This window comes from Halopseudomonas sp. T1L2 (assembly GCF_055397385.1).
In genome coordinates, this window is the sequence record NZ_AP040865.1 from 2810817 (window position 1) to 2835807 (window position 24991).

At 61.4% G+C, this 24991-nt stretch carries 22 protein-coding genes; 11 read left to right on the top strand and 11 right to left on the bottom strand.

The genetic code is table 11. The features are described from left to right. The first annotated feature begins 23 nt into the window (after positions 1-23). Together spoT and ACZ5WQ_RS13360 are read left to right on the top strand one after the other, a co-directional pair. A complete protein-coding gene (gene spoT, locus ACZ5WQ_RS13355) occupies positions 24-2168 on the top strand; it encodes a bifunctional GTP diphosphokinase/guanosine-3',5'-bis pyrophosphate 3'-pyrophosphohydrolase (protein ID WP_228245944.1) in 2145 nt (714 codons plus the stop codon). Between the two features lie 17 nt (positions 2169-2185). Then, positions 2186-2566, top strand: coding sequence for a RidA family protein (locus ACZ5WQ_RS13360; protein WP_228245945.1), 381 nt, complete (start codon positions 2186-2188; stop codon positions 2564-2566). A 165-nt stretch (positions 2567-2731) separates the two neighbouring features. On the opposite strand, the gene ACZ5WQ_RS13365 is transcribed toward ACZ5WQ_RS13360, so the two are convergent. After that, positions 2732-3574 (bottom strand): SDR family oxidoreductase, encoded by an 843-nt coding sequence (locus ACZ5WQ_RS13365; protein WP_269688416.1) that lies wholly within the window; start codon positions 3572-3574, stop codon positions 2732-2734. Between the two features lie 161 nt (positions 3575-3735). On the opposite strand from ACZ5WQ_RS13365, the gene ACZ5WQ_RS13370 reads away from it, so the two are divergent. The 3 genes from ACZ5WQ_RS13370 (at position 3736) to ACZ5WQ_RS13380 (ending at position 8253) form a co-directional block, all read left to right on the top strand. Further along, positions 3736-4650, top strand: a complete 915-nt coding sequence (locus tag ACZ5WQ_RS13370) for a hydrogen peroxide-inducible genes activator (protein WP_228245947.1) — start codon at positions 3736-3738, stop codon at positions 4648-4650. Positions 4651-4668: 18 nt separating this feature from the next. After that, positions 4669-6744: an ATP-dependent DNA helicase RecG gene (gene recG / locus ACZ5WQ_RS13375; RefSeq protein ID WP_464382459.1), complete on the top strand. Its 2076-nt coding sequence runs from the start codon at positions 4669-4671 to the stop codon at positions 6742-6744. Between the two features lie 96 nt (positions 6745-6840). Then, positions 6841-8253: an aminoacyl-tRNA deacylase and HDOD domain-containing protein gene (locus ACZ5WQ_RS13380; protein ID WP_228245949.1), complete on the top strand. Its 1413-nt coding sequence runs from the start codon at positions 6841-6843 to the stop codon at positions 8251-8253. A gap of 51 nt (positions 8254-8304) precedes the next feature. Here the strand turns inward: ACZ5WQ_RS13380 and ACZ5WQ_RS13385 are convergent, their stop codons facing one another. The 3 genes from ACZ5WQ_RS13385 to rubA form a co-directional block, all read right to left on the bottom strand. Then, positions 8305-8577 (bottom strand): HU family DNA-binding protein, encoded by a 273-nt coding sequence (locus ACZ5WQ_RS13385; RefSeq protein WP_088275784.1) that lies wholly within the window; start codon positions 8575-8577, stop codon positions 8305-8307. A 210-nt stretch (positions 8578-8787) separates the two neighbouring features. Further along, complete coding sequence (locus ACZ5WQ_RS13390; RefSeq protein ID WP_464382460.1) at positions 8788-9942, bottom strand: NAD(P)/FAD-dependent oxidoreductase; 1155 nt, start codon at positions 9940-9942, stop codon at positions 8788-8790. 42 nt (positions 9943-9984) lie between these two features. Then, positions 9985-10152, bottom strand: coding sequence for a rubredoxin RubA (rubA, locus tag ACZ5WQ_RS13395; RefSeq protein ID WP_088275787.1), 168 nt, complete (start codon positions 10150-10152; stop codon positions 9985-9987). Positions 10153-10298: 146 nt separating this feature from the next. Here rubA and ACZ5WQ_RS13400 point away from each other — a divergent pair, with 146 nt between their 5' ends. The 4 genes from ACZ5WQ_RS13400 (at position 10299) to phoR (ending at position 13904) form a co-directional block, all read left to right on the top strand. Then, entirely contained in the window at positions 10299-10829 is a 531-nt protein-coding gene (locus ACZ5WQ_RS13400; protein ID WP_228245951.1) for a chorismate--pyruvate lyase family protein, read from the top strand. A 29-nt stretch (positions 10830-10858) separates the two neighbouring features. Continuing rightward, positions 10859-11749 carry a 4-hydroxybenzoate octaprenyltransferase gene (gene ubiA / locus ACZ5WQ_RS13405; protein WP_228245952.1) on the top strand — a complete coding sequence of 297 codons (891 nt, stop codon included), beginning with the start codon at positions 10859-10861 and terminating at the stop codon, positions 11747-11749. 108 nt (positions 11750-11857) lie between these two features. Next, complete coding sequence (gene phoB / locus ACZ5WQ_RS13410; RefSeq protein WP_233048533.1) at positions 11858-12547, top strand: phosphate regulon transcriptional regulator PhoB; 690 nt, start codon at positions 11858-11860, stop codon at positions 12545-12547. Positions 12548-12611: 64 nt separating this feature from the next. Next, complete coding sequence (gene phoR / locus ACZ5WQ_RS13415; RefSeq protein ID WP_464382461.1) at positions 12612-13904, top strand: phosphate regulon sensor histidine kinase PhoR; 1293 nt, start codon at positions 12612-12614, stop codon at positions 13902-13904. Here phoR and ACZ5WQ_RS13420 read toward each other — a convergent pair. Further along, entirely contained in the window at positions 13901-14809 is a 909-nt protein-coding gene (locus tag ACZ5WQ_RS13420) for a response regulator (protein WP_088275790.1), read from the bottom strand. The genes phoR and ACZ5WQ_RS13420 overlap by 4 nt on opposite strands. 248 nt (positions 14810-15057) lie before the next feature. Between ACZ5WQ_RS13420 and ACZ5WQ_RS13425 the strand changes: the two genes are divergently transcribed. Beyond that, positions 15058-16263 (top strand): ISL3 family transposase, encoded by a 1206-nt coding sequence (locus ACZ5WQ_RS13425; RefSeq protein ID WP_464382462.1) that lies wholly within the window; start codon positions 15058-15060, stop codon positions 16261-16263. Between the two features lie 50 nt (positions 16264-16313). Here ACZ5WQ_RS13425 and ACZ5WQ_RS13430 read toward each other — a convergent pair whose 3' ends face one another. After that, complete coding sequence (locus ACZ5WQ_RS13430; RefSeq protein ID WP_088275791.1) at positions 16314-17468, bottom strand: iron-containing alcohol dehydrogenase; 1155 nt, start codon at positions 17466-17468, stop codon at positions 16314-16316. 279 nt (positions 17469-17747) lie between these two features. Between ACZ5WQ_RS13430 and ACZ5WQ_RS13435 the strand changes: the two genes are divergently transcribed. Then, a complete protein-coding gene (locus ACZ5WQ_RS13435) occupies positions 17748-18047 on the top strand; it encodes a c-type cytochrome (RefSeq protein WP_228246055.1) in 300 nt (99 codons plus the stop codon). A 61-nt stretch (positions 18048-18108) separates the two neighbouring features. Here the strand turns inward: ACZ5WQ_RS13435 and phoU are convergent, their stop codons facing one another. The 5 genes from phoU to ACZ5WQ_RS13460 all read right to left on the bottom strand — a co-directional run bounded on the left by phoU (position 18109) and on the right by ACZ5WQ_RS13460 (position 24773). Beyond that, positions 18109-18843 (bottom strand): phosphate signaling complex protein PhoU, encoded by a 735-nt coding sequence (gene phoU / locus ACZ5WQ_RS13440; protein ID WP_088275794.1) that lies wholly within the window; start codon positions 18841-18843, stop codon positions 18109-18111. 18 nt (positions 18844-18861) lie between these two features. Next, a complete protein-coding gene (gene pstB / locus ACZ5WQ_RS13445) occupies positions 18862-19695 on the bottom strand; it encodes a phosphate ABC transporter ATP-binding protein PstB (RefSeq protein ID WP_088275795.1) in 834 nt (277 codons plus the stop codon). A 27-nt stretch (positions 19696-19722) separates the two neighbouring features. Beyond that, positions 19723-21393, bottom strand: coding sequence for a phosphate ABC transporter permease PstA (gene pstA / locus ACZ5WQ_RS13450; protein WP_464382463.1), 1671 nt, complete (start codon positions 21391-21393; stop codon positions 19723-19725). Positions 21394-21410: 17 nt separating this feature from the next. After that, on the bottom strand, positions 21411-23687 hold the full coding sequence (locus ACZ5WQ_RS13455) for an ABC transporter permease subunit (RefSeq protein ID WP_228245956.1): 2277 nt from the start codon (positions 23685-23687) through the stop codon (positions 21411-21413). A gap of 117 nt (positions 23688-23804) precedes the next feature. Beyond that, positions 23805-24773 carry a PstS family phosphate ABC transporter substrate-binding protein gene (locus tag ACZ5WQ_RS13460; RefSeq protein ID WP_088275799.1) on the bottom strand — a complete coding sequence of 323 codons (969 nt, stop codon included), beginning with the start codon at positions 24771-24773 and terminating at the stop codon, positions 23805-23807. Between the last annotated feature and the right edge of the window lie 218 nt (positions 24774-24991).

A 24991-nucleotide genomic window follows, 5' to 3' on the forward strand; every position in this document is an offset into this window, starting at 1 on the left:
TACCACGGGTGCGGGAGAGCTGCATGTCTGCGATAGAAGTTTTTGCCGACACCCTTGGCAATTACCTTGAGCCGGATCAGGTCAACCTGGTCCGGCGCGCCTATTTCTACGCCGAGCAAGCCCACGACGGCCAGACCCGACGCAGCGGCGAGCCTTACGTTACCCATCCCCTTGCCGTAGCCAATATCCTCGCCGACATGCACATGGACCATCAGAGCCTGATGGCGGCCATGCTGCACGACGTAATCGAAGACACCGGCATTCCCAAGGATGCTCTGGTCGAGCAGTTTGGCGACACCGTTGCCGAGCTGGTGGACGGGGTCAGCAAGCTGACCCAGATGACCTTCGAGAGCAAGGCCGAAGCCCAGGCCGAGAACTTCCAGAAGATGGCCCTGGCCATGGCCCGCGATATCCGGGTGATTCTGGTCAAGCTCGCCGACCGCCTGCACAACATGCGAACCCTGGGTGCGCTGGCACCGGAAAAGCGCCGTCGCATCGCCAAGGAAACCCTTGAGATTTACGCGCCGATTGCCAACCGTCTGGGTATGCACAGTCTGAGCACCGAGTTCGAGGACCTGGGCTTCAAGGCCATGTATCCGATGCGCTCGATGCTGATTGACCGCGCCGTGCGCAACGCCCGAGGTAACCGCAAGGAACTGCTCAACCGGATTCTCGAGTCGCTGCAGGCCTGCCTGGAACGCGAGGGTCTTCAGGGCAAGGTAATGGGCCGCGAGAAGCACCTGTACGGCATCTACCAGAAGATGCGCGGCAAGAAGAAGTCGTTCAATGAAATCATGGACGTCTACGCCTTCCGCATCATCGTCGACAAGCCGGATACCTGCTACCGCGTGCTCGGCGCAGTACACAGCCTGTACAAGCCATTCCCCGGCCGCTTCAAGGACTACATCGCCATCCCCAAGGCCAACGGCTACCAGTCCCTGCATACCACGCTGTTCGGCATGCACGGGGTACCGATCGAAATCCAGATCCGTACCGACGAGATGGAAGAGCTGGCCAACAACGGCATTGCCGCGCACTGGGTCTACAAGTCCAAGGACGAGGTCATCAACGGCAACCACGCCCGTACCCGTCAGTGGCTGAAAAGCGTGCTGGAGCTGCAGCAGAACGCCGGCAACTCGCTGGAGTTCATCGAGAACGTCAAGATCGACCTGTTCCCGGACGAGGTCTACATTTTCACCCCCAAGGGCCGCATCATGGAGCTGCCCAAGGGGTCGACCCCGGTCGACTTTGCCTACGCGGTGCATACCGACATCGGCAACAGCTGTATCGCCTGCCGCGTCAACCGACGACTGGCGCCGCTGTCCGAGCCGCTGGAAAGCGGCGAAACCGTCGAGATTATTACCGCCCCGGGCGCCCGCCCGAACCCGGCCTGGCTCAGCTTCGTGATTACCGGCAAGGCCCGCAGCAACATCCGCCACTTCCTCAAGCACCAGCGCCATTCCGAGTCCATCGCCCTCGGTGAACGCCTGCTCGACAAGGTACTGGCGAGCTTCGGCACCCAGCTCAGCGACATTCCGGAAGCGCGCATTCAGGCCGTGCTGACCGATTGCCAGATGGAACTGATGGAAGATCTGCTGGCGGATATCGGCCTCGGCAACCGCATGGCATACGTGGTCGCCCGGCGCCTGCTGGCCGCCGAAGGCGCCAGCGAAGAGGAAGACACCCAGAAAATCAGCCCCGACAGCAACGCCGACAACAGCGAGAAGCCGCTGGCGATCCGCGGCACCGAAGGGCTGGTGGTCAGCTTCGCCCGCTGCTGCAACCCGATCCCGGGCGACCCGATCGTCGGTTATCTGTCCTCCGGCAAGGGCATGGTCATCCACCAGGAAAATTGCCGAAATCTGGCGGATAACCGCCATAACAGCGAGAAGACCCTGCACCTGACCTGGGACAAGGACGTCAGTGGCGAATTTACCGTCGAGCTGCGCGTCGAACTGGAACACCAGCGCGGCATCATTGCCCAGCTCGCCACCGGCATCACCGTCGCCGACGCCAGCATCGACAAGATCAGCGTCGACGAACGCGACGGACGCGTCAGCGTCGTACAGCTGGTCGTTCGGGTACGCGACCGCCTGCATCTGTCGCAACTGATCAAGCGCATCCGCAACCTCAAGGGCGTGATGCGCATTACCCGTCTCAAAAACTGAATTCCGTCGGAGAACACATGAACAAGCAAGTCATTACCAGTGAACACGCCCCCTCTGCCATTGGGCCTTACTCCCAGGCAATCAAGGTCGGCAACACCGTATACCTGTCCGGCCAGATCCCGCTGGACCCGGCCACCATGGAAGTGGTCGACGGCTTTGAAGCGCAGGTCTGCCGCGTATTCGACAACCTCAGCGCCGTTGCTGAAGCCGCTGGCGGCAAGCTGCAGGACATCGTCAAGCTGAACATTTTCCTGACCGATCTGGGCAACTTCGCCAAGGTCAACGAAATCATGGAACGCTACTTCGAGAAGCCCTACCCGGCCCGCGCCGCCATCGGCGTAGCCGCGCTGCCCAAGGGCGTGCCGGTCGAGATGGACGGGATTATGGTGGTGGGCTAACGCCCATCCCCCGAGCGGCAAGCTACAAGCTACAAGAAAAAACCGCGCGGTTTCGACCTGCGCGGTTTTTTTTCGGCCCCACTACCACAAACCTGCTTTTGCTTTTGCTTTTGCTTTTGCTTGCCGCTTGCCGCTTGCCGCTTGCCGCTTGTAGCTTGTAGCTTGCTAGTGATCCAGCAGCGTCGCATATCCCTCTCTATAGGTCGGATACTGCGGTGCCCAGCCGCTTTCGCGCGCCAGGTCGTTGCTGCAGCGCTTGCTGCCCATTCGAGTACTGGCCGGGCCGTCATCCCGAGCCTCGACACCGAGCTGCTCGCGCAGCCACTGGACGACCTCGTGCAGCGGTGCCGGCTCATCGTCCACGCCAAGGTAACAAGGCGCCAACAACTCGCGTGCTTCAGCCTGCAGCAGCAGGTGCTCAAGCAAGCCGACGGCATCATCACGATGAATCCGGTTGGTATATTGCGGCGGCTCGGCCGGAACCGTCATGCCGGCACGCGCCTGCTCGATCAGCCGGTTTCTACCTGGCCCGTAAATGCCCGCCAGCCGCACTACCGACGCCGGCACACCGCTGCGCAGGGCAACATCTTCCGCAGCCAGCAGGGCCCTGCCGGTCTCGCTGTCGGCCTCGGCACGGCTGTTCTCGGTGACCCACTCACCATCCTGCTGGGCATAGACACCAGTGCTGGAAACCTGCAGCAGATGGCGCAGCCCACGCTTGCCCTGCCCCAGCCAATCGATCACATGCGCCAGCCCCTGCACGTACAGACGCTGGTACAGCTCGGCATCGCGTTTGCCTGCTGCCGGACAAAACACCAGATAATCGACCTTCTCCGGCCAGTCCGCAGGGCACTCGGCAACGCACAGGTCCGCCGCAATCGGCAGTACGCCGTCCGGCAACCTGGTGACATCACGACGCACACCGTAAACCTGCCAGCCACGCGCCAGCAGCCGCACCGCCAGCGCCGACCCCACATCCCCACATCCGGCAATGACCACACGCCGCATCGATTTCTCCCATTCTGTGTCCGCAAGGCGCCACTGTACCAGCCGGAGGCCGACGGCCACACCGCCAGCAAGGGCACTTCGATTGTTTTACTCTATCAACCAACCGGCTATGCTACAGCCCATTGTTTGACCCTCTTCCGTAGCCAGACAGACTGCAGCCAATGACCCTGACCGAACTCCGCTACATCGTCACCCTTGCCCAGGAACAGCACTTCGGCCACGCCGCCGAACGCTGCCATGTGTCCCAGCCGACCCTCAGCGTGGGAGTCAAGAAGCTGGAGGAAGAACTGGGCGTGATGATCTTCGAACGCAGCAAAAGCGCCGTTCGCGTCACCCCCATCGGTGAACGGATCGTTGCCCAGGCCCAGAAAGTGCTGGAGGAAGCGCTGGCCATTCGCGAACTGGCGACCGCCGGCAAGAACCAGCTGGCCGCGCCACTCAAGGTCGGAGCCATCTATACCATCGGGCCGTATCTGTTCCCGCACCTGGTACCGCAGCTGCACCGGGTCGCACCGGAAATGCCGCTGTACATCGAAGAAAACTTCACCCACGTACTGCGCGACAAGCTGCGCAATGGCGAGCTTGATGCGATCATCATCGCGCTGCCATTCCAGGAGCCCGACGTGCTGACCAAGCCGCTCTATGACGAGCCGTTCAGCCTGCTGATGCCGGCCAGCCACCCCTGGGCGGCACGGGACAGCGTGACCCTGGACGAACTGGACGACAACAAGCTGCTGCTGCTCGGTGAAGGGCACTGTTTCCGCGACCAGGTGCTCGAAGCCTGCCCGACCCTGCGCAAGGGCGACGACCAGCACAAGCACACCACCGTCGAATCCAGCTCACTGGAGACCATCCGCCACATGGTCGCCTCGGGGATCGGCATGACCGTGCTGCCGATGTCTGCTGCCGACGACCGCTATTACAGCTCCGACCTGCTGGTTACCAAGCCGTTCAAGGCACCAGCGCCGTATCGCACCGTCGCCATTGCCTGGCGTGCCAGCTTTCCGCGTCCGAAAGCCATTGAGCTGCTCAGCGACTCGATTCGTCTGTGCTCGGTCAATCAACCGTCAAGCTGATACGGAGCCAGAGACAGCGTGGGTGAACAGACACCGCTGACCGTGCTCAAGGGGATTGGTCCAGCCCTCGCGGACAAACTGGACCGGCTCGGCCTGTCATCGGTACAGGATCTGCTGTTTCACCTGCCGATGCGCTATCAGGATCGCACCCGTGTCACGCCGATTGGCGCGTTACGCCCCGGGCTCGACGCGGTCATCGAAGGCACAGTGCTCGGCGCTGAGGTGGTCATGGGCCGGCGCCGCAGCCTGCTCTGCCGCATTCAGGACGGCAGCGGTACCCTCAGCCTGCGCTTCTACTATTTTTCCGCCGCGCTCAAGGCCAACCTCAGCCGCGGCAGCCGCTGGCGCTGCTATGGCGAAGTACGGCCGGGCGCCTCCGGACTGGAAATCTATCACCCAGAGCTGCACAACCTCGACGGCGCTGAGGCGTTGCCGGTCAGCGATACCCTGACACCGATTTACCCCGCCACCGAAGGGCTGTCGCAACAGCGTCTGCGCAGTCTCAGTGACGCGGCGCTGGCCTGGCTCGCCAAAGGCAATCACCTGACCGAATGGCTGCCGCCGGAGCTGGCCGAGGCCTATCAGCTGCCGCCGCTGCGCGAAGCCGTACAGCTGCTGCACCGCCCGCCGCCGGACATCGACCTCGAGGCCCTGCAGGACGGCCGCCACTGGGCCCAGCACCGACTGGCGTTCGAGGAGTTGATGGCCCATCAACTGGCCATGCTGCGGCTGCGCGCCCAGATACGGGCGCACAAGGCGCCGCCGATGCGCGCTGCCGGTGAGCTGGCCGACCGCTTTGTCGCTCAGCTGGGCTTTCCGCTGACCGGCGCCCAGCGCCGGGTGGCTGACGAGATCCTGCTTGATCTGGCCCAACCACGGCCCATGCTGCGTCTGGTGCAGGGCGATGTCGGTGCCGGCAAGACCGTCGTTGCCGCGCTCGCCGCATTGCAGGCCATCGAAGCCGGCTGGCAGGTGGCGCTGATGGCACCGACCGAGATTCTGGCCGAGCAGCACTTCAACAACTTCCAGCGCTGGTTTGCCGCACTCGGCCTGTCAGTGGCCTGGATCGCCGGCAAACTGAAGGGCAAGGCGCGCAGCAACCAGCTGCAACTGATCGCCAGCGGCGAGGCGGTGATGATTGTCGGCACTCACGCGCTGTTCCAGGACGACGTGCAGTTCCGCAATCTGGGCCTGGCAATCATCGACGAACAGCATCGCTTTGGCGTCCAGCAGCGCCTGGCGCTGCGCGACAAGGGTGCCGCGGGCGGTGTCTCGCCGCATCAGCTGATCATGACCGCCACACCGATCCCGCGCACCCTCGCCATGAGCGCCTACGCCGACCTGGACACCTCGATCCTCGACGAACTGCCGCCCGGACGCACCCCGGTCAATACCGTACTGATTTCCGATAGCCGCCGCGCGGAGGTCATCGAGCGGGTTCGCGCCGGCTGCGCCGAGGGTCGACAGGCCTACTGGGTCTGCACCCTGATCGAAGAATCCGAACAACTGCAGGCGCAAGCGGCAGAGGCAACCTGGGAGTCGCTCTGCGAAGCCCTGCCGGAACTCTCCATCGGCCTGATTCACGGGCGCATGAAGCCGGCTGAAAAGGCCGAGATCATGGCCGCCTTCAAGGAAGGCGACCTGCACCTGCTGGTCGCCACTACGGTGATCGAGGTTGGCGTGGATGTGCCCAACGCCAGCCTGATGATTATCGAAAATCCGGAACGTCTGGGCCTGGCCCAGCTGCACCAGCTGCGCGGACGGGTCGGACGCGGCAGCGCCGCCAGCCACTGCGTGCTGCTCTATCATGCGCCGTTATCGGCCCTTGGGCGCGAGCGACTGGGCATCATGCGCGAAAGCACCGACGGTTTCGTCATCGCCGAAAAGGACTTGGCCCTGCGCGGCCCCGGCGAGGTACTGGGGACCAGGCAGACCGGCCTGGTGCAGTTCCGGATTGCCGATCTGGTGCGTGATGCCGATCTGCTGCCGGACGTCCAGCAGGCGGCGCAGCAACTCGCGCGCAGCCACCCGGAGCGGGTACAACCGCTGCTGGATCGCTGGATAGCCGACGGCCAGCATTTTGCCCAGGTCTGAGTGCAGCTATGCTGCACTCAGACGAGCCGCTAGAATCAAGCAAGCATCCTGCAACACCGGGGCACCAGCACCGCCTGACTCAGCAAGGAACAGATAATGAATAATACCGCCGCTTCCGAGCCACTTGGCGCCAGCCTGCCCGATCTGATTGAAAAACTGCTGCAACAGCAGGGGATCGCCTATCAGCTGCGCCCCGCCAACGGCAATTGGCCTGCCTCGCAGCGTATTCAGGCGAGCCTGCTATGCGACAGCGTTGGCACCGTGCTGACCCTGATCCCGAAAGACCACCTGCTCGACCTCAAGGCCCTCGGCGCCCTGCTCGGACGCCAGCTGGAGCCGGTGCGCAACCGCGAACTGCAGCGCATCCTCAGCAAGCATCAGCTGAACCAGCTGCCGGGCCTGCCAATCCTGTTCAACTCGCCCTGTGTCTGTGAGCGCAGCTTGCTGGATCACAGCGAGCTGATTCTCGACAGCGGGCTGGATGGCTGGAGCCTGGTACTTAATCAGGCCGATGCCCGCACGCTGCTGGCCAAGGTCAGTCTGGCCCAGTTTGCGGTCCCGCTGGCCAGCCTGGATACCCGGGCAATCAGCACCGCGCAGGATGATCAGGACCTCAGCAACGCCGTGCAGAACTTCACTGCCCTGCGTATGAAGCAGCGCCTGGAAGAAACCATCGAGATTCCGCCCCTGCCGGAAACCGCGCAGAAGGTGATGAAGCTGCGGGTCAACCCGGATGCCGGTGTAGACGATCTGGCCGACGTGGTCGAAACCGATCCGAGCCTGGCGGCGCAGGTCGTCAGCTGGGCCGCTTCACCCTACTACGCCGCTCCGGGCAAGATTCGTTCGGTCGAGGACGCCATCGGCCGGGTGCTAGGCTTTGATCTGGTAATCAATCTGGCGGTTGGTCTGGCGCTGGGCAAGACCTTCAAGCTGCCCAACGATGCGCCTGACCGCGCTACCCCTTACTGGGAGCAGGCCATCTACACGGCCGCGGTGATCGAAGGACTGGCCAAGGCCATGCCGCGGGAACGGCGCCCGGAAATGGGCCTGAACTACCTGTGTGGCCTGCTGCACAACTTCGGCTATCTGGTGCTGGCATATATCTTTCCGCCCTACTTCCAGCTGATCTGCCGCCACATCGAAGCCAATCCGCATGTCCAGCCTCACCAGATCGAGCAGCACCTGATCGGCGTTACCCGCGACCAGATCGGCAGCTGGCTGATGCGCTACTGGGACATGCCAGACGAGGTCTGCACCGCCCTGCGTCAGCAGCACAACGCCCATTACGCAGGCGACGATTGCGTGTACGCCAACCTGATCTACCTGTCACTGGCGCTGCTCAGCGAACACGGTATCGGCAGCGGTCCAAGACTACCCATTGCGGATGCACTGCTGCAACGCCTCGGGCTGGAACGGGAAAGCGCAGACAAGGTAGTACACAAGGTGCTGGATGCGCGCGATGCGCTGCGCTCACTGGTTAGCCGCTATCAGGGCAATGCCCGGGACTGACGTGAGCCGGGTGGCAGGGGCCCGACTGGGCCCCTGGCGCGGAAATTAGACTCAGTTGACCGCGTCGCGCAGGCTTTTGCCCGGCTTGAAGGAAACGGTATTGCTGGCCTTGATCTTGACCGGTGCACCGGTCTGGGGATTTTTGCCGGTGCGTGCGCCACGATGACGCTGCAGGAAAGTACCGAAACCGACAAGTGTTACGGAGTCCTTGTTGCTCAGCGCCTGGGTAATTTCGTCCAGTACGGCGTTGAGTACTCGATTAGCCTGATCCTTGCTCAGGTCCGCCTTTTCGGCAATCGCCGCTGCGAGATCTGGTTTGCGCATATAAAGCCTCATTGTCTGTTGTTTTTGTTGTGACCGCCGCGTCCTCGGGGCGGGCCTGCCAGACGCTCCCGAGCCCGGTCGGGCCGTCTGTCAAGGCTCGCTCAGCATGGCACGACTGAATTCGTTTCGCCAGTCGTCGCAGGCCTGAAGCCGGGCAAAATCACGGATTTTCCCGACAAAAGGCCAAACTGTCCCACATTGTCGGTGAGATCAGTCCAGCCAGGCGGGCAATTCGCGGGTCAACTGCAGCTTCTCTGCAACAGCGGCACCGGTCAGCGCAAAGCCATGCAGCTGACCGGTGGCGTCGACAAAACGCGCGCGTACGTCACGCCCCTCGGCGTCGCACTGCCAGCTTCCGGCAACGCCACTCAACGGCGGCGTTACCACTAGGGGACAGGCCGGCGTCTTGACCATGATCGGCATCGCCGGATAGCTCAATTCGGTCGGCGTGCCGCTGAGGTTTTTTGCCAGCGCCCGCGCCGAGGTCATCAGCGGCATCACGTACATCAGGTTGAGGGCTGCCACCTCGGCGCAATCGCCCAGCGCATAGACATGCGGATCACTGGTGCGCAGCTGCCTGTCCACCTGCACGCCGCGCCCTGCCGACAGCCCGGCGGCTTCAGCCAGTTCCGAGCGCGGAACCAGGCCAATCGCCGACAGCCCCTGATCAGCGACCAGTTCAACGCCGGAGTCGAGTCGCACCCGCAGGCCGTCGCCCTCCAGCACCATGTTCTCGATCGCACAACCGAGATGAAATTCAACGCCAAGTTCTTCCAGTCCGGCCTGCACTGCAGCGGCAGCCTGCTCCGGCAACAGTTGCGGCATCAACCAGGGATCGGACGCCACCACAGTCACCTCGAAACCGCCGAGGCGCAGGTCATTGGCGAACTCGCAACCGATCAGGCCGGCACCTACGATCAGCACACTCCGACGCCCGTTCAGCGCCGCACGGAACCGGCCATAGTCGGCCAGATCATTGATCGACAGAAGACGTTCGCCCAGCGCCTCACGCCAGGGCAGTGTGCGCACCTGCGCGCCGGTCGCGAGCACCAGATCACTGTAGGGCAGGCTGCGGTCACCCAGGCGAACCAGGCGCTCACGGGTATCGATGGCGGTCACCTGCTGCCCGGTCAGCACCTGGGCACCCAACTGTTCGGCCATGGCCTCGGCATCCTGCATGGCCAGCTCATCGGCTTCCTTGCCCTTGGCAAAGCCGGTCGACAACAGCGGTTTTGAATAGAACCGGCCGTCATCGGCACTGATCAGCATTAACGGGCGCTCGGCATCGAGCTTGCGAAATTCCTTGGCCAGGTTATACCCGGCCAGACCTGTGCCAATGATGACCAGGGGGGCGTTGTCAGACACGTGGCATCTCCTGCAGTGACATGAGTTGGAACAAAGGCAGGCTCAGCCGATCTCGATCATCTCGAAATCTTCCTTGCCGACGCCGCAGTCCGGACACATCCAGTCCGCAGGTACATCTTCCCAGCGGGTGCCGGGGGCAATACCGTCATCCGGCCAGCCCTCGGCCTCGTCATAGATGAATCCACACACGATACACTGCCACTTCTTCATGCTTGTTTCCCACGGTGTTCAGAACTAAGGTTTCGCGACACTACCGCAATTACCCTGCAAGTCCAAGGCCAGCCGGACCGTGCCCGCCGCAGAGGGCTTTCGTGGTACCCTTTACCCACTTTTTCCACGCTGCCTGCGCGTCACCCATGCCCGATATGCTGCCTGACTGGTATCCCGCCAAGCGCCACCCCGCGCCTCCGGATGCTCCCCTGTTCGACTGGCTTTGCCACGAAGGATCGCTCACCCTCAGATTGACCGAGGCCGGCGACCAGGACTTTCGTGTCGAACTGCTGAAGCAGGCACCCGAGCCCGCCCATGATGACGAAGCTGCGGCCCTCGGGCTGTCTCCCGGCACCCTGGTATGGACCAGAGAGGTGTTGCTGCATACGGCGGGAGCGCCCCGGGTCTACGCCCGCTCGGTTGCACCGACCAGTGCGCTGGGCAATGCAGCGGTGGAGCTCGACAGTCTGGGCACAACCAGCCTGGGTCACCTGCTGTTCCGTAACCCGCAGATCCGCCGGGGGCCGATCGAGATCAGCCGCTACCCCGCCGACCGGCTGCCGGCCAGCTGGCGCAGCGAGGGCCTGTGGGCACGCCGCTCGCACTTCTCGGATGGCAAGTTGCAGCTGCTGGTATGTGAAGTATTCTTGCAGGGCTGGCCGCTGGCCGGCACCTGAGTGTCTGTCTTCTCACGGGAGAACCGCTTTTGCTTGGCCTGCTGATCAAACCCATTGCGCGCATCAACCCCAAGGTCAATGACTACATTCAGCTGATGCGGCTGGACCGCCCGATCGGCACCTACCTGCTGCTCTGGCCAACACTCTGGGCACTCTGGCTGGCCGCCGAGGGGGTTCCGGATATCAGCACGCTGATCATTTTCGTCGTCGGCGTCATCCTGATGCGCGCCGCAGGCTGCGTCATCAACGACTACGCAGACCGCCACTTCGACGGCCACGTCCAACGTACCCGAGAGCGCCCGCTGGCCACAGGGCGTATCAGCGAACGCCAGGCCCTGATCACCTTCGCCATTCTGGTCGCACTGAGCGGCCTGCTGGTGCTGCTCACCAACGCCCTGACCATCAAGCTGGCCTTCGTTGGCGTAGCCCTGGCCGCCCTATATCCCTTCTGCAAGCGCTTCACCTTTTATCCGCAGGTGATTCTGGGCGCGGCCTTCTCCTGGGCGATTCCGATGGCCTTTGCGGCCCAGGCCGAGGCGCTGCCGCTTCCGCTTTGGCTGGTATTTCTCGCCAATCTGCTCTGGACCGTGGCCTACGACACCGAATACGCCATGTGCGACCGCGAAGATGACTTGCGCATCGGCATCAAGTCGACCGCCATCCTGTTCGGCGAGGCCGACAAGCTGATCATCGGCCTGCTGCAGGGGCTGACTCTCATCTGCCTGCTACTGACCGGGCTGCGTTTTGAGCTGGGGCTATACTACTACCTCGGCCTGCTGGGCATGACGCTGGGCTTTGCCTGGCAGCACTGGCTGATCCGCGACCGGGACCGTAACGCCTGCCTCAGCGCCTTTCTGGCCAACCACTGGGCGGGCATGCTGGTTTTCATGGGAATCGCACTGAACTACTGGCTTGACTGACCCGGAGCCGCTGCATCAATAAAAGCCCGTCGTTGCGGCGTCATACAACTGAAATAAAAGTGTTATCTAATCGGCGCATGACTCACAGCGGCAACAAGACGGTGAACCATGTCTGGCAAAAGCATTTTGATCGTTGATGACGAAGCTCCGATCCGCGAGATGATCGCGGTGGCCCTGGAGATGGCGGGCTACACCTGCCTCGAAGCTGAAAATACACAACAGGCCCACGCCTGTATCGTCGACAGCAAGCCCGATCTGATCCTGCTCGACTGGATGCTGCCCGGCACCACCGGTATCGAGCTGGCCAGACGCCTCAAGCGCGACGAGCTGACTGCCGACGTGCCGATTATCATGCTCACAGCCAAGGGTGAGGAAGATAACAAGATCCAGGGCCTGGAGGTTGGTGCCGATGATTACATCACCAAACCGTTCTCCCCCCGAGAGCTGGTAGCACGCCTCAAGGCCGTATTACGCCGTGCCGGCCCGGTCGACAGCGAGGCACCCATCGAGGTGGCCGGACTGATGCTGGACCCGATCAGCCACCGGGTAACCATCGACAATGCCGCCGCCGAAATGGGCCCGACGGAATACCGCCTGCTGCAGTTCTTCATGACCCACCAGGAACGTGCCTACACCCGCGGTCAGTTGCTGGACCAGGTTTGGGGTGGCAATGTTTATGTGGAAGAGCGTACCGTGGATGTCCACATCCGCCGCCTGCGCAAGGCGCTGGGTGAAAAATACGAACACCTGGTCCAGACCGTGCGCGGCACCGGCTACCGGTTTTCCACCAAAGCCTGACAGCCAGGCCGCGACACAGGCCGTTACCCTGATCGGGATGCCGTTGTTTTGAAGAGGATCTTCAGTGGCCAAGAATAGCTTCAGTCGTGTGCTCGGCCAGGTCCTGCTGCTGGTACTGATCTGTCTGCTGCTGGGCTGGATTGTCGGCCAGCCAGCCTGGGCGCTGGTTATCGGCCTGGGTGGCTATCTGGTCTGGACCCTGCGCCAGATGGCCCGCTTCTCCGACTGGCTCAGCGCGCACCCCAACGATCCGCCGCCGGAAGCCCGTGGCGTATGGGGCGAGATCTTCGACAGCATCTACCACCTGCAGCGCCGCGACAACAAGATGCGCTCGCGATTGCAGGCGGTGATCGACCGCATCCAGAGCTCTACCTCCGCTCTGCGTGATGCCGTGGTCATGATCGACAGCGAAGGGCACCTGGAATGGTGGAACCACGCCGCCGAACGCCTGCTGGGGCTGCGCACCCCGGACGACAGCGGCCAGCACGTCGGCAACCTGATCCGCGATCCGCGCTTCATCGAATACTTCGAGCGCGGTGATTTCCGTGATCCACTGGAAATTCCGGCGCCAACCAACCTCAACGTTCAGCTGCAGTACGCCATCACCCGCTACGGCCCCGGTGATCGGCTCATGGTCGTGCGCGACGTCACCCGACTGCACAATCTGGAGCAGATGCGAAAGGACTTTGTCGCCAACGTCTCCCACGAGCTGCGAACCCCGCTGACGGTGGTGGTTGGCTACCTGGAAACCTTGCTGGATCTGGAAGACGAGCTCAATCCGCGCTGGAAACGACCCCTTCAGCAGATGCAGCAACAGGCCAACCGCATGCAGGCGCTGCTGCACGACTTGCTGCTGCTGGCCCGACTGGAAACTTCAGACAATCCCGGCGAGCAGGAGCGGGTTGATGTGCGCCCGCTACTGGAGCATATCCGCAAGGATGCCGAGGCGCTGTCCGGCGAACGCGGTCACCGCATCGCCCTGCAAATTGAGGGCAATACCCGCATGCACGGCATCGAAGGCGAACTGCGCAGCGCGTTTTCCAATCTGGCGTTCAATGCCGTGAAATACACCCCGGACCACGGCGAAATTACCCTGCGCTGGTGGAGTGACGAGCAGGGCCAGCATCTGAGCATCAGCGACAATGGTGTCGGTATCGCACCGCAACATATCAACCGGCTGACCGAGCGTTTCTACCGGGTCGATACCAGCCGCAACAGTACCACTGGCGGCACCGGTCTGGGTCTGGCCATCGTCAAGCATGTGCTGCTGCGTCATCAGGGCCGACTGGAGATCACCAGCGTGCCGGAGCAGGGCAGCACCTTCAGCTGCCACTTCCCGCCAGGCCGCGCTGCCTAGGCGCTGGGCGAATAATGTGACTGGGCGGTGCCGGAGGCGATCAGGCGCGACAGGTAATCCAGCTTCTCCGGGTCCTGATCGACGAACTTGATCGTCACCTTGACCCACTCGCAGTCCATCTTCGCTTCCAGCGCTGCCACCGCGTGCACATAGCCATTGATACGCGCAACCGAACGATCCGAATCCTGCTCCAGATCCAGCACCCCGCTTTCAAACACCTGTGGCAGCCGGTCGCCACGACGTACCACAACCAGGGCATCACGCAGGCTGAGGGTCTTGATTACACAGGCGAATTGCTCGCCGGCAAGACGCAGCTGGCCCTGCCCGCGTACAGACTGGGTACTGGTGGCAGGAGCGGCCTTTTCCGGCGCACGATTACTGTTCAGCAACGGCGAGCTGACCGGTGCTGCCGCCGGAGCGGAAGGCGCCTCGGCAGGGCGACCGGCGGTCAGGTTCGCGACCGATCCCGCGGCGATTCCCGTGCTTGGCCGTGGCGCTCCACCGACCTGAAACTGCGCCAGCTTGCCGGCACGATGCAGCGCCTTTTTAACCTTGGTAATCAACTGCTCATTGCTGAACGGTTTGCCGACATAGTCGCTAACACCCGCCTGAATAGCCTCAACAACATTGGCCTTGTCACCACGACTGGTCACCATCACGAACGGCACACCCGCGCCGTCGGGCTGCGCACGAAACCATTGCAGCAATTCCAGCCCGCTCATCTCCGGCATTTCCCAGTCGCACAGAATCAGATCGAACTGCGCTCGCGCCAGCATCTGCTGTGCCTTGCGGCCGTTGGTCGCTTCCTCGATCTGCAGGCCCGGGAAGTAACTGCGCAGTGCTTTCTTGACCAGGTCGCGGATAAAAGGCGCATCATCGACGACCAGGACCGATACTTTCGACATAGTGAATTTTCCTGAAGTGCTGCGTCTAGCTTAACGCAGACTGGAGAAAAAACCGCACTTCGTATTGCGTTTGCAGCCGGAGCCTTATGTGCCGCATCGGCCCCGTGATAGTTGCCAAAATCGTTTTGCCCTTGAACACACGACATAAAAAAAGGTTCTTCACGGAATCCCGGGAAAGATAAAAACAAGAACGCCGGTTTGAGAGATGATGTTGGTGCGAACAAACACATCCACAAACCGGCGTTCTTGTGCACGATATTAATACGTTTCTGCCCTTTTGGGAGGGCTTTTCTGTTACTGCGATCCGATCTGACGGCGACGACCTGCTGATCGACCTGATTCCGCAGCCCAACAGATTACCCACCTGCAGCGGCTGCCATCAGCCCAGCACCACCATCCACGAATACTGCCAGCGCTCAATCCGTGACCTGCCCATCCTTGGCCGTGAAGTGCGGTTGAATGTGGGGCTGCGGCGCGTCGGGTGCAGCACATGCGGCAAGAGAATGGAGTCAACCTGCTGGCTTGACCGCTATTCGCGAATGACCAAGCGCTTGGCCGAAGCTGTGGTCCAAGCCTGTCAAAGACTGCCCACTCTGCACGTCGCCGAGCTGTTTGGTTTGCATTGGGACAGCGTGCGCTTGCTGGAGCGACGGGCGCTACAAGACGCACTGGAGAAGCTACCGAAGGCGCAGCCCAGACGCTTGGTGATGGATGAGTTCGCTCTATTCAAAGGACATCGCTACGCCAGCGTGGTGCTGGATGCCGATACCCGCCGGGTGCTGTGGATTGGCGAAGGGCGTAGCCGAGCTGCTGTCAGACCCTTTTTTGAAGCGCTGGGGGCGGAGGGTTGCGCACGGATCGAAGCAGTGGCCATGGACATGAACACCGCATTTGACCTGGAGGTGCGCCAACACTGCCCTCAAGCACGCGTTGTTTATGATCTGTTTCATGTGATCGCCAAGTATGGGCGAGAGGTGATTGATCGGGTACGGGTCGATGAGGCCAATCGCCTGCGCCATGACAGACCCGCCCGCAAGGTGATCAAGCAAGCACGGTGGCTGCTGCTGCGTAATCCAGAAAATCTCAAGCGAGAAGATCAGCAGGTACATCTGCAGGATCTGCTGGCGGCGAACCAATCGCTGATGACGGTTTATTTGATGAAGGCAGAGCTCAAAGCACTGTGGTCGCCCGCCACCGCCTGGGGCTGGCGATCAGCATGGAAGCAGTGGCTACGCCTAGCTGATGAAAGTGCTATACCGGCGCTGAAGCAGTTCGCTAAACGCCTGAAAGGATACTGGCGCGGCATCCTGAGTAGGGTGCGCTGGCCGATGCACACGGGTCAGCTGGAAGGTATCAACAACCGGATCAAGGTGATCAAGCGGATGGCCTACGGTTACCGGGACAGCGAATTCTTTTTCATGAAGATCAAGAATGACTTTCCCGGCAATCCGTGAAGAACCTAAAAAAAGCCGGGCAAACGCCCGGCTTTCTCGGTACGGCGCAATTACAGCTCGCCGCGCAACGCCTTGAGGAAGATCGCCTGATACTGCTCGGCGTTGTAACGCTGCGGGTTGGTGCTGCCGGCAACATCCTTGGCAGACATCGCGCCAATGGTTTCTGCCTGGGCATCGTCGATGTTGATCTCGGCCAGGGTATGCGGAATACCCAGGTCGGCACGCAGATCCAGCACCCAGTCCAGCATGCCATCGAAGTTCTGCTTCTGCAGACCCAGATAGCGAGCGGCACGCGCCATTTCCTCTTCGATCACCGGGCGGTTGGCCTGCAGCATATAGGGCATGACAATCGCGTTCAGCAACCCGTGGTGGGCGTCATAGACAGCGCCGAGGCTGTGGGAAACAGCATGAATACCACCCAGACCACGCTGGAAGGCAACCGCACCCATGCTCGAGGCAACCTGCATCTGCAGGCGGGCCTGAATGTCATCGCCCTGCTTGGTCGCGCGCGGCAGGAAGTCCTTGACCAGACGCATGCCTTCCAGCGCGATGCCTTCCGCCATCGGGTGGTAGACCGGCGCACAGAAGGCTTCCAGGTTGTGCGCCAGCGCATCCATACCGGTAGCGGCGGTCAGCTTGGCCGGCAGGCCAACGGTCAGCTCGGGATCCAGCAACACGATACCCGGGACCATTTTCTGGTGGAAGATGACCCGCTTGACGTGGTTTTCGTCGTCGGTGATCACCACCGCCTGACCCACTTCGGAACCGGTACCCGCGGTAGTCGGCACGGCGACCACCGGCAGCATCTTGCTGGCATCAACCGAACCGGGGCCCGCTTCCCACAGCGTGCAATCCTGATGGGCAACCAGCGCAATGGCTTTGGCCGCGTCAATGGCGGAACCGCCACCAAAGGCGATGACGCCGTCGTGGCTGCCGGCCTTGAGAGCGGTTACGCCATCGGCCACGTTGCCACCGGTAGGGTTGCCCTTGATAGCACTGAACAGCCCGACCTGCAGGCCGGCGTCACGGCAAAGCTGCAGCGCAGCCTCAACCATCGGCAGGGCCGCCAGGCCCGGGTCCGTGACCAGCAACGGAGAGGTCATGCCCAACTGGCGGCAGGCTTTCGGCAGCTCACTGATGCGCCCTGCACCCACGCGCACGGCGGTGGGGTAATGCCAGTTCATGCTGTAAGACTTGATCTCCATGGTATCTCCGAATTATCAGGTTTTTATGGGTGCAGACGTCCGCCACTGGCGCCCGCCTGTTTTTTATTGGTCTTCGGGTGCGGGCAAACGCAAGATACAAAATGCAATTATGTCCCGCAACATACTCAAATCTACCTCTTTCGTCCATGCTTGCTGCGACAAAAGAGCACTTGTCAAAGCAACGCGCAGCGTCCATGTTAGGGACTCGTACCGGTACGATTACACAAGCAGGCCAACCTGCACATAACAGCCCGTGAGGAACACCTGATGAAACACCTGATGATCTCTGCCCTGGGCGCAGCAGCACTGCTGGCGTCAGGCTCGCTGTTCGCAACCGACGGCGAAACCCTCTACAAGACCAAGGCTTGCGTCGCCTGCCATCAGATCGACACCAAGGTCGTAGGACCATCCTACAAGGACGTCGCCGCCAAGTATGCCGGGCAGGACGGTGCGGTGGAAACCGTGGCCGGCCACATCAAGAACGGCATTTCCGGCCTTTGGGGGCCGATTCCGATGCCGGCCAACCAGGTGACCGACGAAGAAGCCCGTATTCTGGCCGAGTGGGTGCTCAGCCAGTAATAACAAAACTCCAACAAAAAACCCGCCACCAGGCGGGTTTTTTGTTGGCTCGAATACCGACTCACTCGTCGGCACCGTCCTTTTTCACTTCGGCTTCCATGCGCTTGAGGCCGATGTGACGGACATCGGTACCCTTGACCAGATAGATGACGTGCTCGGCAATGTTACGCGCGTGGTCACCGACCCGCTCCAGCGAGCGCAGTACCCAGAGGATGTTCAGAACCCGGCCGATGGAACGCGGATCTTCCATCATGAAGGTCACCATCTCGCGCATCGCGGTCTTGTATTCCTGATCAACCGCCTTGTCCTCGCGGGCAACGGCAAACGCCTGTTCGGTGTCCATGCGGGCGAAGGCATCCAGCGCTTCCTGCACCATGCGGCGCACGTGGTGACCGATATGGCGACACTCGACGTAGCCACGCGGTGCCTGCCCCTCCTCCACCAGATCAAGCGCACGCTTGGCGATCTTCGACGACTCATCACCGATGCGCTCCAGATCAACGATAATCTTGCTGATGCTCACGACCAGACGCAGGTCGCTGGCAGCGGGCTGGCGACGCGCCAGGATACGCAGGCAGTCCTGGTCGATATCCAGCTCCATCTGGTTGATCGCATCGTCCTTTTCACGGACTTGCTGAGCCAGCCTGGCGTCGCCTTCAACCAGTGCAACGATGGCATCGTTGATCTGCTTCTCGACCAGGCCACCCATTTCCAGCAGGTGGGTACGGATTTCCTCCAGCTCGTCGTTGAACTGCTGGGAAATATGCTGAGTAAACGCTTCTTTATCTGACGGCATGATGCATGTCTCCCTCGGTTAGCCGTACCGACCGGTGATGTAGTCTTCCGTCTGTTTCTTCGACGGATTGGTGAACAGCGTGTTGGTGTCACCAAACTCGATCAGTTCGCCCATGTACATGAAGGCAGTGTAGTCGGAGACCCGCGCCGCCTGCTGCATGTTATGGGTCACGATCACAATGGTGAACTTGGACTTCAGCTCGTTGATCAGCTCTTCGATCTTCAGCGTCGAGATCGGATCAAGCGCCGAGGCCGGCTCGTCGAGCAGCAGTACTTCCGGCTCCACGGCGATGGTGCGGGCGATACACAGACGCTGCTGCTGACCGCCAGACATGCCCAGAGCAGACTCGTTCAGACGGTCCTTGACCTCATCCCACAGCGCCGCGCCCTTGAGCGCCCACTCGACTACCTCATCCAGCGTGCGTTTGTTGTTTACACCCTGAATGCGCAGGCCGTAGGCGACGTTCTCGTAGATCGACTTGGGGAACGGATTGGGCTTCTGAAACACCATGCCGACGCGACGACGCAGTTCGGTGACGTTCACGTCCTTGCCATAGATGTTCTTGCCGTCGAGCAGGATTTCGCCGTCCACGCGGCAACTGTCGACCAGATCGTTCATCCGGTTGAAGCAGCGCAGCAGGGTCGACTTGCCGCAGCCGCTCGGGCCGATGAACGCGGTTACCCGGTTGCGCGGAATCCTCATGCTGACATTGTGCAGGGCCTGCTTGGTGTCATAAAACAGGGACAGGTCCGGCACTTCCAGCGCAATGGACTCCTTGTCCATGTTCAGTTCCTGCTGGGAGCGCCCCAGGGCGCTCATATCCATGGCATGGGTTTTGGTGGTGTTAGACATAATTGTGCGTCCGCCTAGAAAGAGTGATCAGTTTTCCAGCGCCTTGTACTTTTCGCGCAGGTGGTTGCGAATCGAAACCGCAGCAAAGTTGAGCGCGGCAATGACGCCCACCAGCAGCAGCGCAGTGGCATATACCAGCGGCCGCGCTGCCTCGACGTTGGGGCTCTGGAAGCCGACGTCATAAATATGGAAGCCCAGGTGCATGAACTTCTGATCCAGGTGCAGATAGGGATAGTTGCCATTGAGCGGCAGGGTCGGTGCCAGCTTGACCACACCGACCAGCATCAGCGGTGCCACCTCGCCGGCGGCGCGGGCAACGGCGAGAATCAGACCGGTCATCATCGCCGGGCTGGACATCGGCAAAATCACCTTCCACAGGGTTTCCGACTTGGTTGCACCGAGGGCCAGCGAGCCCTCTCGCAGCGACCGTGGAATCCGGGTCAGGCCCTCTTCAGTCGCCACAATCACCACCGGCACGGTCAGCAGCGCCAGGGTCAGTGAGGCCCACAGCAGACCGCCGGTGCCCAGGGTCGGCGCCGGCAGCGACTCGGGGAAGAACAGCTGGTCGATATTGCCACCGAGCAGGTAGATGAAGAAGCCGAGACCAAATACGCCGTAAACGATCGAGGGAACACCAGCGAGGTTGTTCACCGCAATGCGGATGGTCCGTGTCACCGCACCCTGCCTGGCATATTCGCGCAGATAGACCGCAGCCAGCACACCGAACGGGGTGACAATGATCGACATCAGCAGCACCATCATCACGGTACCGAAAATCGCCGGGAACACCCCACCCTCGGTGTTGGCCTCACGGGGCTCATCGCTGACGAACTCCCACAGCTTGCTGAAATAGTGACCAACCTTCGCAGTCGGGCCCATGGCGTTGGGCTGGAATACCCGAACTACCGCACTCAGGTTGATGTCCTTTTCGCGGCCGTCCATCGCTCGCACGCGGATGCTGTCGCGATTGAACTCCCGATAGAGGTCGATCAGGTTGGCTTCCAGCTCCGCATACAGATCATTCTGAACCTTGCGCTCGGCTTCCAGCTGCGCCTTGCGGTCATCGGTCAGCGCATTGTCCAGTTCGTAGCCACGCTCCCGAAGACGAATGCGCTCCAGCTCGGCGTTGATCTTGCCAATGGCGCCGGTCTCCAGCGCATGGATCTCATCGTAAATACCCAGTGCCCGATCGACCGCCGGCTGCAGTGCTGTCCAGGCCTGATCGCCTTCGGCGATGACCTGACCGGCCTGCTTGACCTGCAGCAGATAGCCATAGAAGTTGCCCCACTCGCGACGCTCGATAACGACGATATCCTCGGGCGTGCGCTCGTTTTCCAGCCAGTCGGCGACGATCCAGCGGAAATCCGCGCCGTACAGGTCACGATTGCCGACTTTCAGCAGCTCGCGATCCATAAACTCGGTTTTTTCCGGATCCACCGGCAGGCCGGCACCATGCAGACGCTCGGTCGGCACCTGTTCGCGGGTAGTGACCTCACCGATCAGGGTAATGGTCGGCTGACCGGGTATGGTGTATTCCGCCTCGATGACGTCAGCCGGCCAGAAGTGGCTCAGACCGCGCACAGCGATCAGCAGTAGCAGACCCAGGGTCATGATCACCGCGATGGCGACCGCGCCTGCATTCATCCAGACCCAGGGGCTGCCCGATTTGAACCAGGTTGTGAAGTTGCCTTGTTTCACTGTCTAGAGTCCTGTGGTCAGAGAGAGGCGTATTTCTTGCGCAGGCGCTGACGAATCAGCTCCGCCGCCGTGTTCATCAGGAAGGTAAAACTGAGCAGCACCAGCGCTGCCAGGAACAGCACCCGGTAATGGGTACTGCCCACTTCCGATTCCGGCATTTCGACCGCGATATTGGCCGACAGGGTGCGCATGCCTTCGAAGATGTTCCAGTCCATGATCGGCGTGTTGCCGGTGGCCATCAGCACGATCATGGTTTCACCTACCGCACGGCCCATGCCGATCATCACCGCGGAGAAGATACCCGGGCTGGCGGTCAGAATGACCACGCGACTGAGCGTCTGCCACGGGGTGGCGCCAAGCGCCAGCGAGCCTTGAGTCAGGTGGCGGGGCACACTAAATACGGCGTCTTCGGCAATCGAGAAGATGGTCGGGATCACCGCAAAGCCCATGGCCAGACCCACCACCAGTGAGTTGCGCTGATCGAAGTTGATGCCCATGTCGCGGGTCAGGAACACCCGCATGTCGCCACCAAAGAACCAGGCCTCGATATAGACGCTCATGGCAAAACAGGCCCAGCCCAGCAGCATCACCACCGGGATCAACAGCACCGCTTCCCAGCCCTCGGGTACCCGCAGCCGGATACGTGCCGGCAGACGGCTCCAGCCGTAGGCAAAGGCGATAAACACGATCGGTGTCAGGATCAGCAGAGAGACGATACCCGGCAGGTTGTCCTCCAGCAAAGGCGCCAGCCAGAGACCGGCGAGGAAGCCGAGAATCACCGTCGGCAGCGCTTCCATCAGCTCGATGATCGGCTTGACCTTGCGGCGCAGCGCCGGCGCCATGAAGTAGGCGGTGTAGACCGCAGCGGCGATCGCCAGCGGCGTTGCCAGCAGCATGGCGTAGAAGGCCGCCTTGAGGGTACCGAAGGTCAGCGGCGCCAGGCTCAGCTTGGGTTCAAACTCGGAGGTGGCCGAGGTCGACTGCCAGACGTAATCCGGCTCCGGATAGCTTTCGTACCAGACCTTGCCCCACAGCGAGCTCCAGGAAATCTCCGGGTGCTCGTTATGCACGTCCCAGTAGCTCAACTCGCCGTTACCGTGCTCCACCAGCAGATGATCGGCACGCGGACCGATGGCTACGGCGCTCACCGTACCCTCGCCCAGCGGCTCGACCAGCAGATTGTTGTGCGCGGTCGAATTGTAGATGCCCAACTGACCAGCCGTATCGACAGCAAGGAACACCTTGCGACGCTCTTCCGGTTGAATCAGCGCAATCGACTCGCCCTGCTGCTGATCGAAATCACGCACTTCGGTCAGCAGCGGGTGGCCGTTGCCGCGCACCATAAACCACTGTTTCAGCTCGCCGCTGCTGTCACCGACAATCAGCGAGATACCGCCGAGCATCAGATTGACCGAGGTAATCGAGGTGCCCATGCCCTCAACCACCTTGTAGCGACCATTGAGCTCGCCCTTTTTGCGCAGCGCCAGCACATCAATGTGCTGCTCACCGTTGACCACATACATCCACTGACGCAGCGGATCGATCAGGATGCGAGTGACCTCGCCTTGAGCGGGGTCGAGTGCCAACCGGGATTCGCTGCGAGTTTCGGCACCGGTCATCATGTTGCGCTTGATGCTGACACTGGTCGCCACCAGATCGCTGCCGATGCTGCCGGCCAGGGTCAGACCGTTACTGTCGCTGCTCATGGCGACCTGATCCAGTGCACGCCCCTGCTCGTCCAGGGTGATCGCTTCCTGACCGTACGGGAAGTTCAGGCTGGGCGTAATCAGCCGCACATCGTCCGGATAGGTCACCTTGTAGTCATGCTGGGCAATCAGCACCTGGCCATTGCTCAGGCCCACCACAAAGCGACGGGAATTGGGGGTTTCCACGTTAAAGCTGGTCACCTGCGCACCGGCCGGAATCGGCAGCTGCTGTTGCAGCACCGCCTTGCCGTCACGGGCATTGAAAAAGCTCACCTGGCCGCTCCGGGCCACGCGAATCGCCACCTCGCCCTGCTCTTCCATCGCCAGCATCAGCGGCGGATCGTCGGCCTGCACCCAGCTTGCGCTGTAACGCTCGCGCTCCTCAATCTCGGCCCCACCGAACAGCGGCAGCACCTCATACAGCAGATAGAGGAAAATCAGCAGGACAGCGACAATAACGCCAAGACCACCGACCGCAACGTACCAACGGGTAAAATGGTCCTTGAAATGACGCATGGCCCGATGGCGCTGCATCGCCGGAGTATTGAAGTCGACGCTGGACGTCTTGGATGGGGATTGGGTAGTCATGGCGCACACCCTACAGGGTCAATGTGACGAATTGATTACAGCCTGATGACGGCAAAAAAGGGGCGTGTCAGTGACACCCCCCTTTTTGCCCGGCATCCGTGCCCGACAGCTGCGAACTTAGAAGCCCAGTTGCTCGTGGACGTTATCCACAGCGCGCTTGGGCATCGGCACGTAACCGTCCTTGAAGACCACTTCCTGACCCTGCTTGGACAGCATCATCTTGACGAACTCGCGCTCCAGCGGAGCCAGCTCGCCGTTCGGGGCCTTGTTCACGTAAACGTAGAGGAAGCGCGACAGCGGGTAAGTACCGGCGATAGCGTTCTCTTCGTTGGCTTCGATGAACGGCTGACCTTCTTCTGCCGCCAGCGGGATGGCGCGAACGCTGGAGGTACGGTAGCCCAGACCGGAGTAGCCGACCGCGTTCAGCGACTGGCTGACCGACTGAACGACAGAAGCAGAGCCCGGCTGTTCGTTCACGCCGCTGCGGAAGTCACCTTTGCACAGCGCATTTTCCTTGAAGTAACCGTAGGTACCGGAAACCGAGTTACGGCCGTAGAGCTGGATGTCGCGATCAGCCCATGCACCGGTCAGACCCAGCTTGCCCCAGGTATCCAGATCTTCACCACCGCACAGGCGGGTAGCGGAGAAGATACCGTCAACCTGAGCCATGGTCAGGCCTTCGATCGGGTTGTCCTTGTGAGCGAACACAGCCAGGGCGTCGATAGCAACCGGAACAGCGGTCGGCTTGTAGCCATAACGCTCTTCAAATGCCTGGATCTCGCTGTCTTTCATCATGCGGCTCATCGGAGCCAGGTTGGAGGTACCCTCGGTCAGAGCCGGCGGCGCAGTGGACGAACCTGCGGCCTGAATCTGAATGTTGACGTTGGGGTACAGGCGCTTAAACTCTTCGGCCCACAGGGTCATCATGTTGGCCAGAGTATCGGAGCCGACGCTGGACAGGTTGCCGGATACACCGCCGACACGCTGGTAGTCTTCCAGGGCCGGATCAACGGCGGCAAAGCTGGAGCTGGCGGCGACGCCGGCGGCAGCGAAGGTCACAGCAGCGAACAAGCGCTTGAGTTTCATGTCATTCTCCTGTTGAGGTAGTGTTTGCAACACGCGACTCAGTATTGGGATGCGATGTGACAACTCTATTCAGGAATTATGACAATTGTGTGAAGGGCGCAAACTCCGCGAGATAGCGGGCACAACGCGCTCACACAACGATTGAGAGCCTGCCCCCAATCCCTTACCATAGGCGGCTTGCCGCGCGGTCGGCGTTCCGCCGAAGCTTGGCACAACAA

Bases quoted from the DNA above. Each gene is read 5' to 3' on its own strand.
- spoT (WP_228245944.1), top strand. From the start codon at position 24: ATGTCTGCGATAGAAGTTTTTGCCGACACCCTTGGCAATTACCTTGAG.
- ACZ5WQ_RS13360 (WP_228245945.1), top strand. From the start codon at position 2,186: ATGAACAAGCAAGTCATTACCAGTGAACACGCCCCCTCTGCCATTGGG.
- ACZ5WQ_RS13365 (WP_269688416.1), bottom strand. From the start codon at position 3,574: ATGCGGCGTGTGGTCATTGCCGGATGTGGGGATGTGGGGTCGGCGCTG.
- ACZ5WQ_RS13370 (WP_228245947.1), top strand. From the start codon at position 3,736: ATGACCCTGACCGAACTCCGCTACATCGTCACCCTTGCCCAGGAACAG.
- ACZ5WQ_RS13380 (WP_228245949.1), top strand. From the start codon at position 6,841: ATGAATAATACCGCCGCTTCCGAGCCACTTGGCGCCAGCCTGCCCGAT.
- ACZ5WQ_RS13385 (WP_088275784.1), bottom strand. From the start codon at position 8,577: ATGCGCAAACCAGATCTCGCAGCGGCGATTGCCGAAAAGGCGGACCTG.
- rubA (WP_088275787.1), bottom strand. From the start codon at position 10,152: ATGAAGAAGTGGCAGTGTATCGTGTGTGGATTCATCTATGACGAGGCC.
- ACZ5WQ_RS13400 (WP_228245951.1), top strand. From the start codon at position 10,299: ATGCCCGATATGCTGCCTGACTGGTATCCCGCCAAGCGCCACCCCGCG.
- phoB (WP_233048533.1), top strand. From the start codon at position 11,858: ATGTCTGGCAAAAGCATTTTGATCGTTGATGACGAAGCTCCGATCCGC.
- ACZ5WQ_RS13420 (WP_088275790.1), bottom strand. From the start codon at position 14,809: ATGTCGAAAGTATCGGTCCTGGTCGTCGATGATGCGCCTTTTATCCGC.
- ACZ5WQ_RS13430 (WP_088275791.1), bottom strand. From the start codon at position 17,468: ATGGAGATCAAGTCTTACAGCATGAACTGGCATTACCCCACCGCCGTG.
- ACZ5WQ_RS13435 (WP_228246055.1), top strand. From the start codon at position 17,748: ATGATCTCTGCCCTGGGCGCAGCAGCACTGCTGGCGTCAGGCTCGCTG.
- phoU (WP_088275794.1), bottom strand. From the start codon at position 18,843: ATGCCGTCAGATAAAGAAGCGTTTACTCAGCATATTTCCCAGCAGTTC.
- pstB (WP_088275795.1), bottom strand. From the start codon at position 19,695: ATGTCTAACACCACCAAAACCCATGCCATGGATATGAGCGCCCTGGGG.
- ACZ5WQ_RS13455 (WP_228245956.1), bottom strand. From the start codon at position 23,687: ATGACTACCCAATCCCCATCCAAGACGTCCAGCGTCGACTTCAATACT.
- ACZ5WQ_RS13460 (WP_088275799.1), bottom strand. From the start codon at position 24,773: ATGAAACTCAAGCGCTTGTTCGCTGCTGTGACCTTCGCTGCCGCCGGC.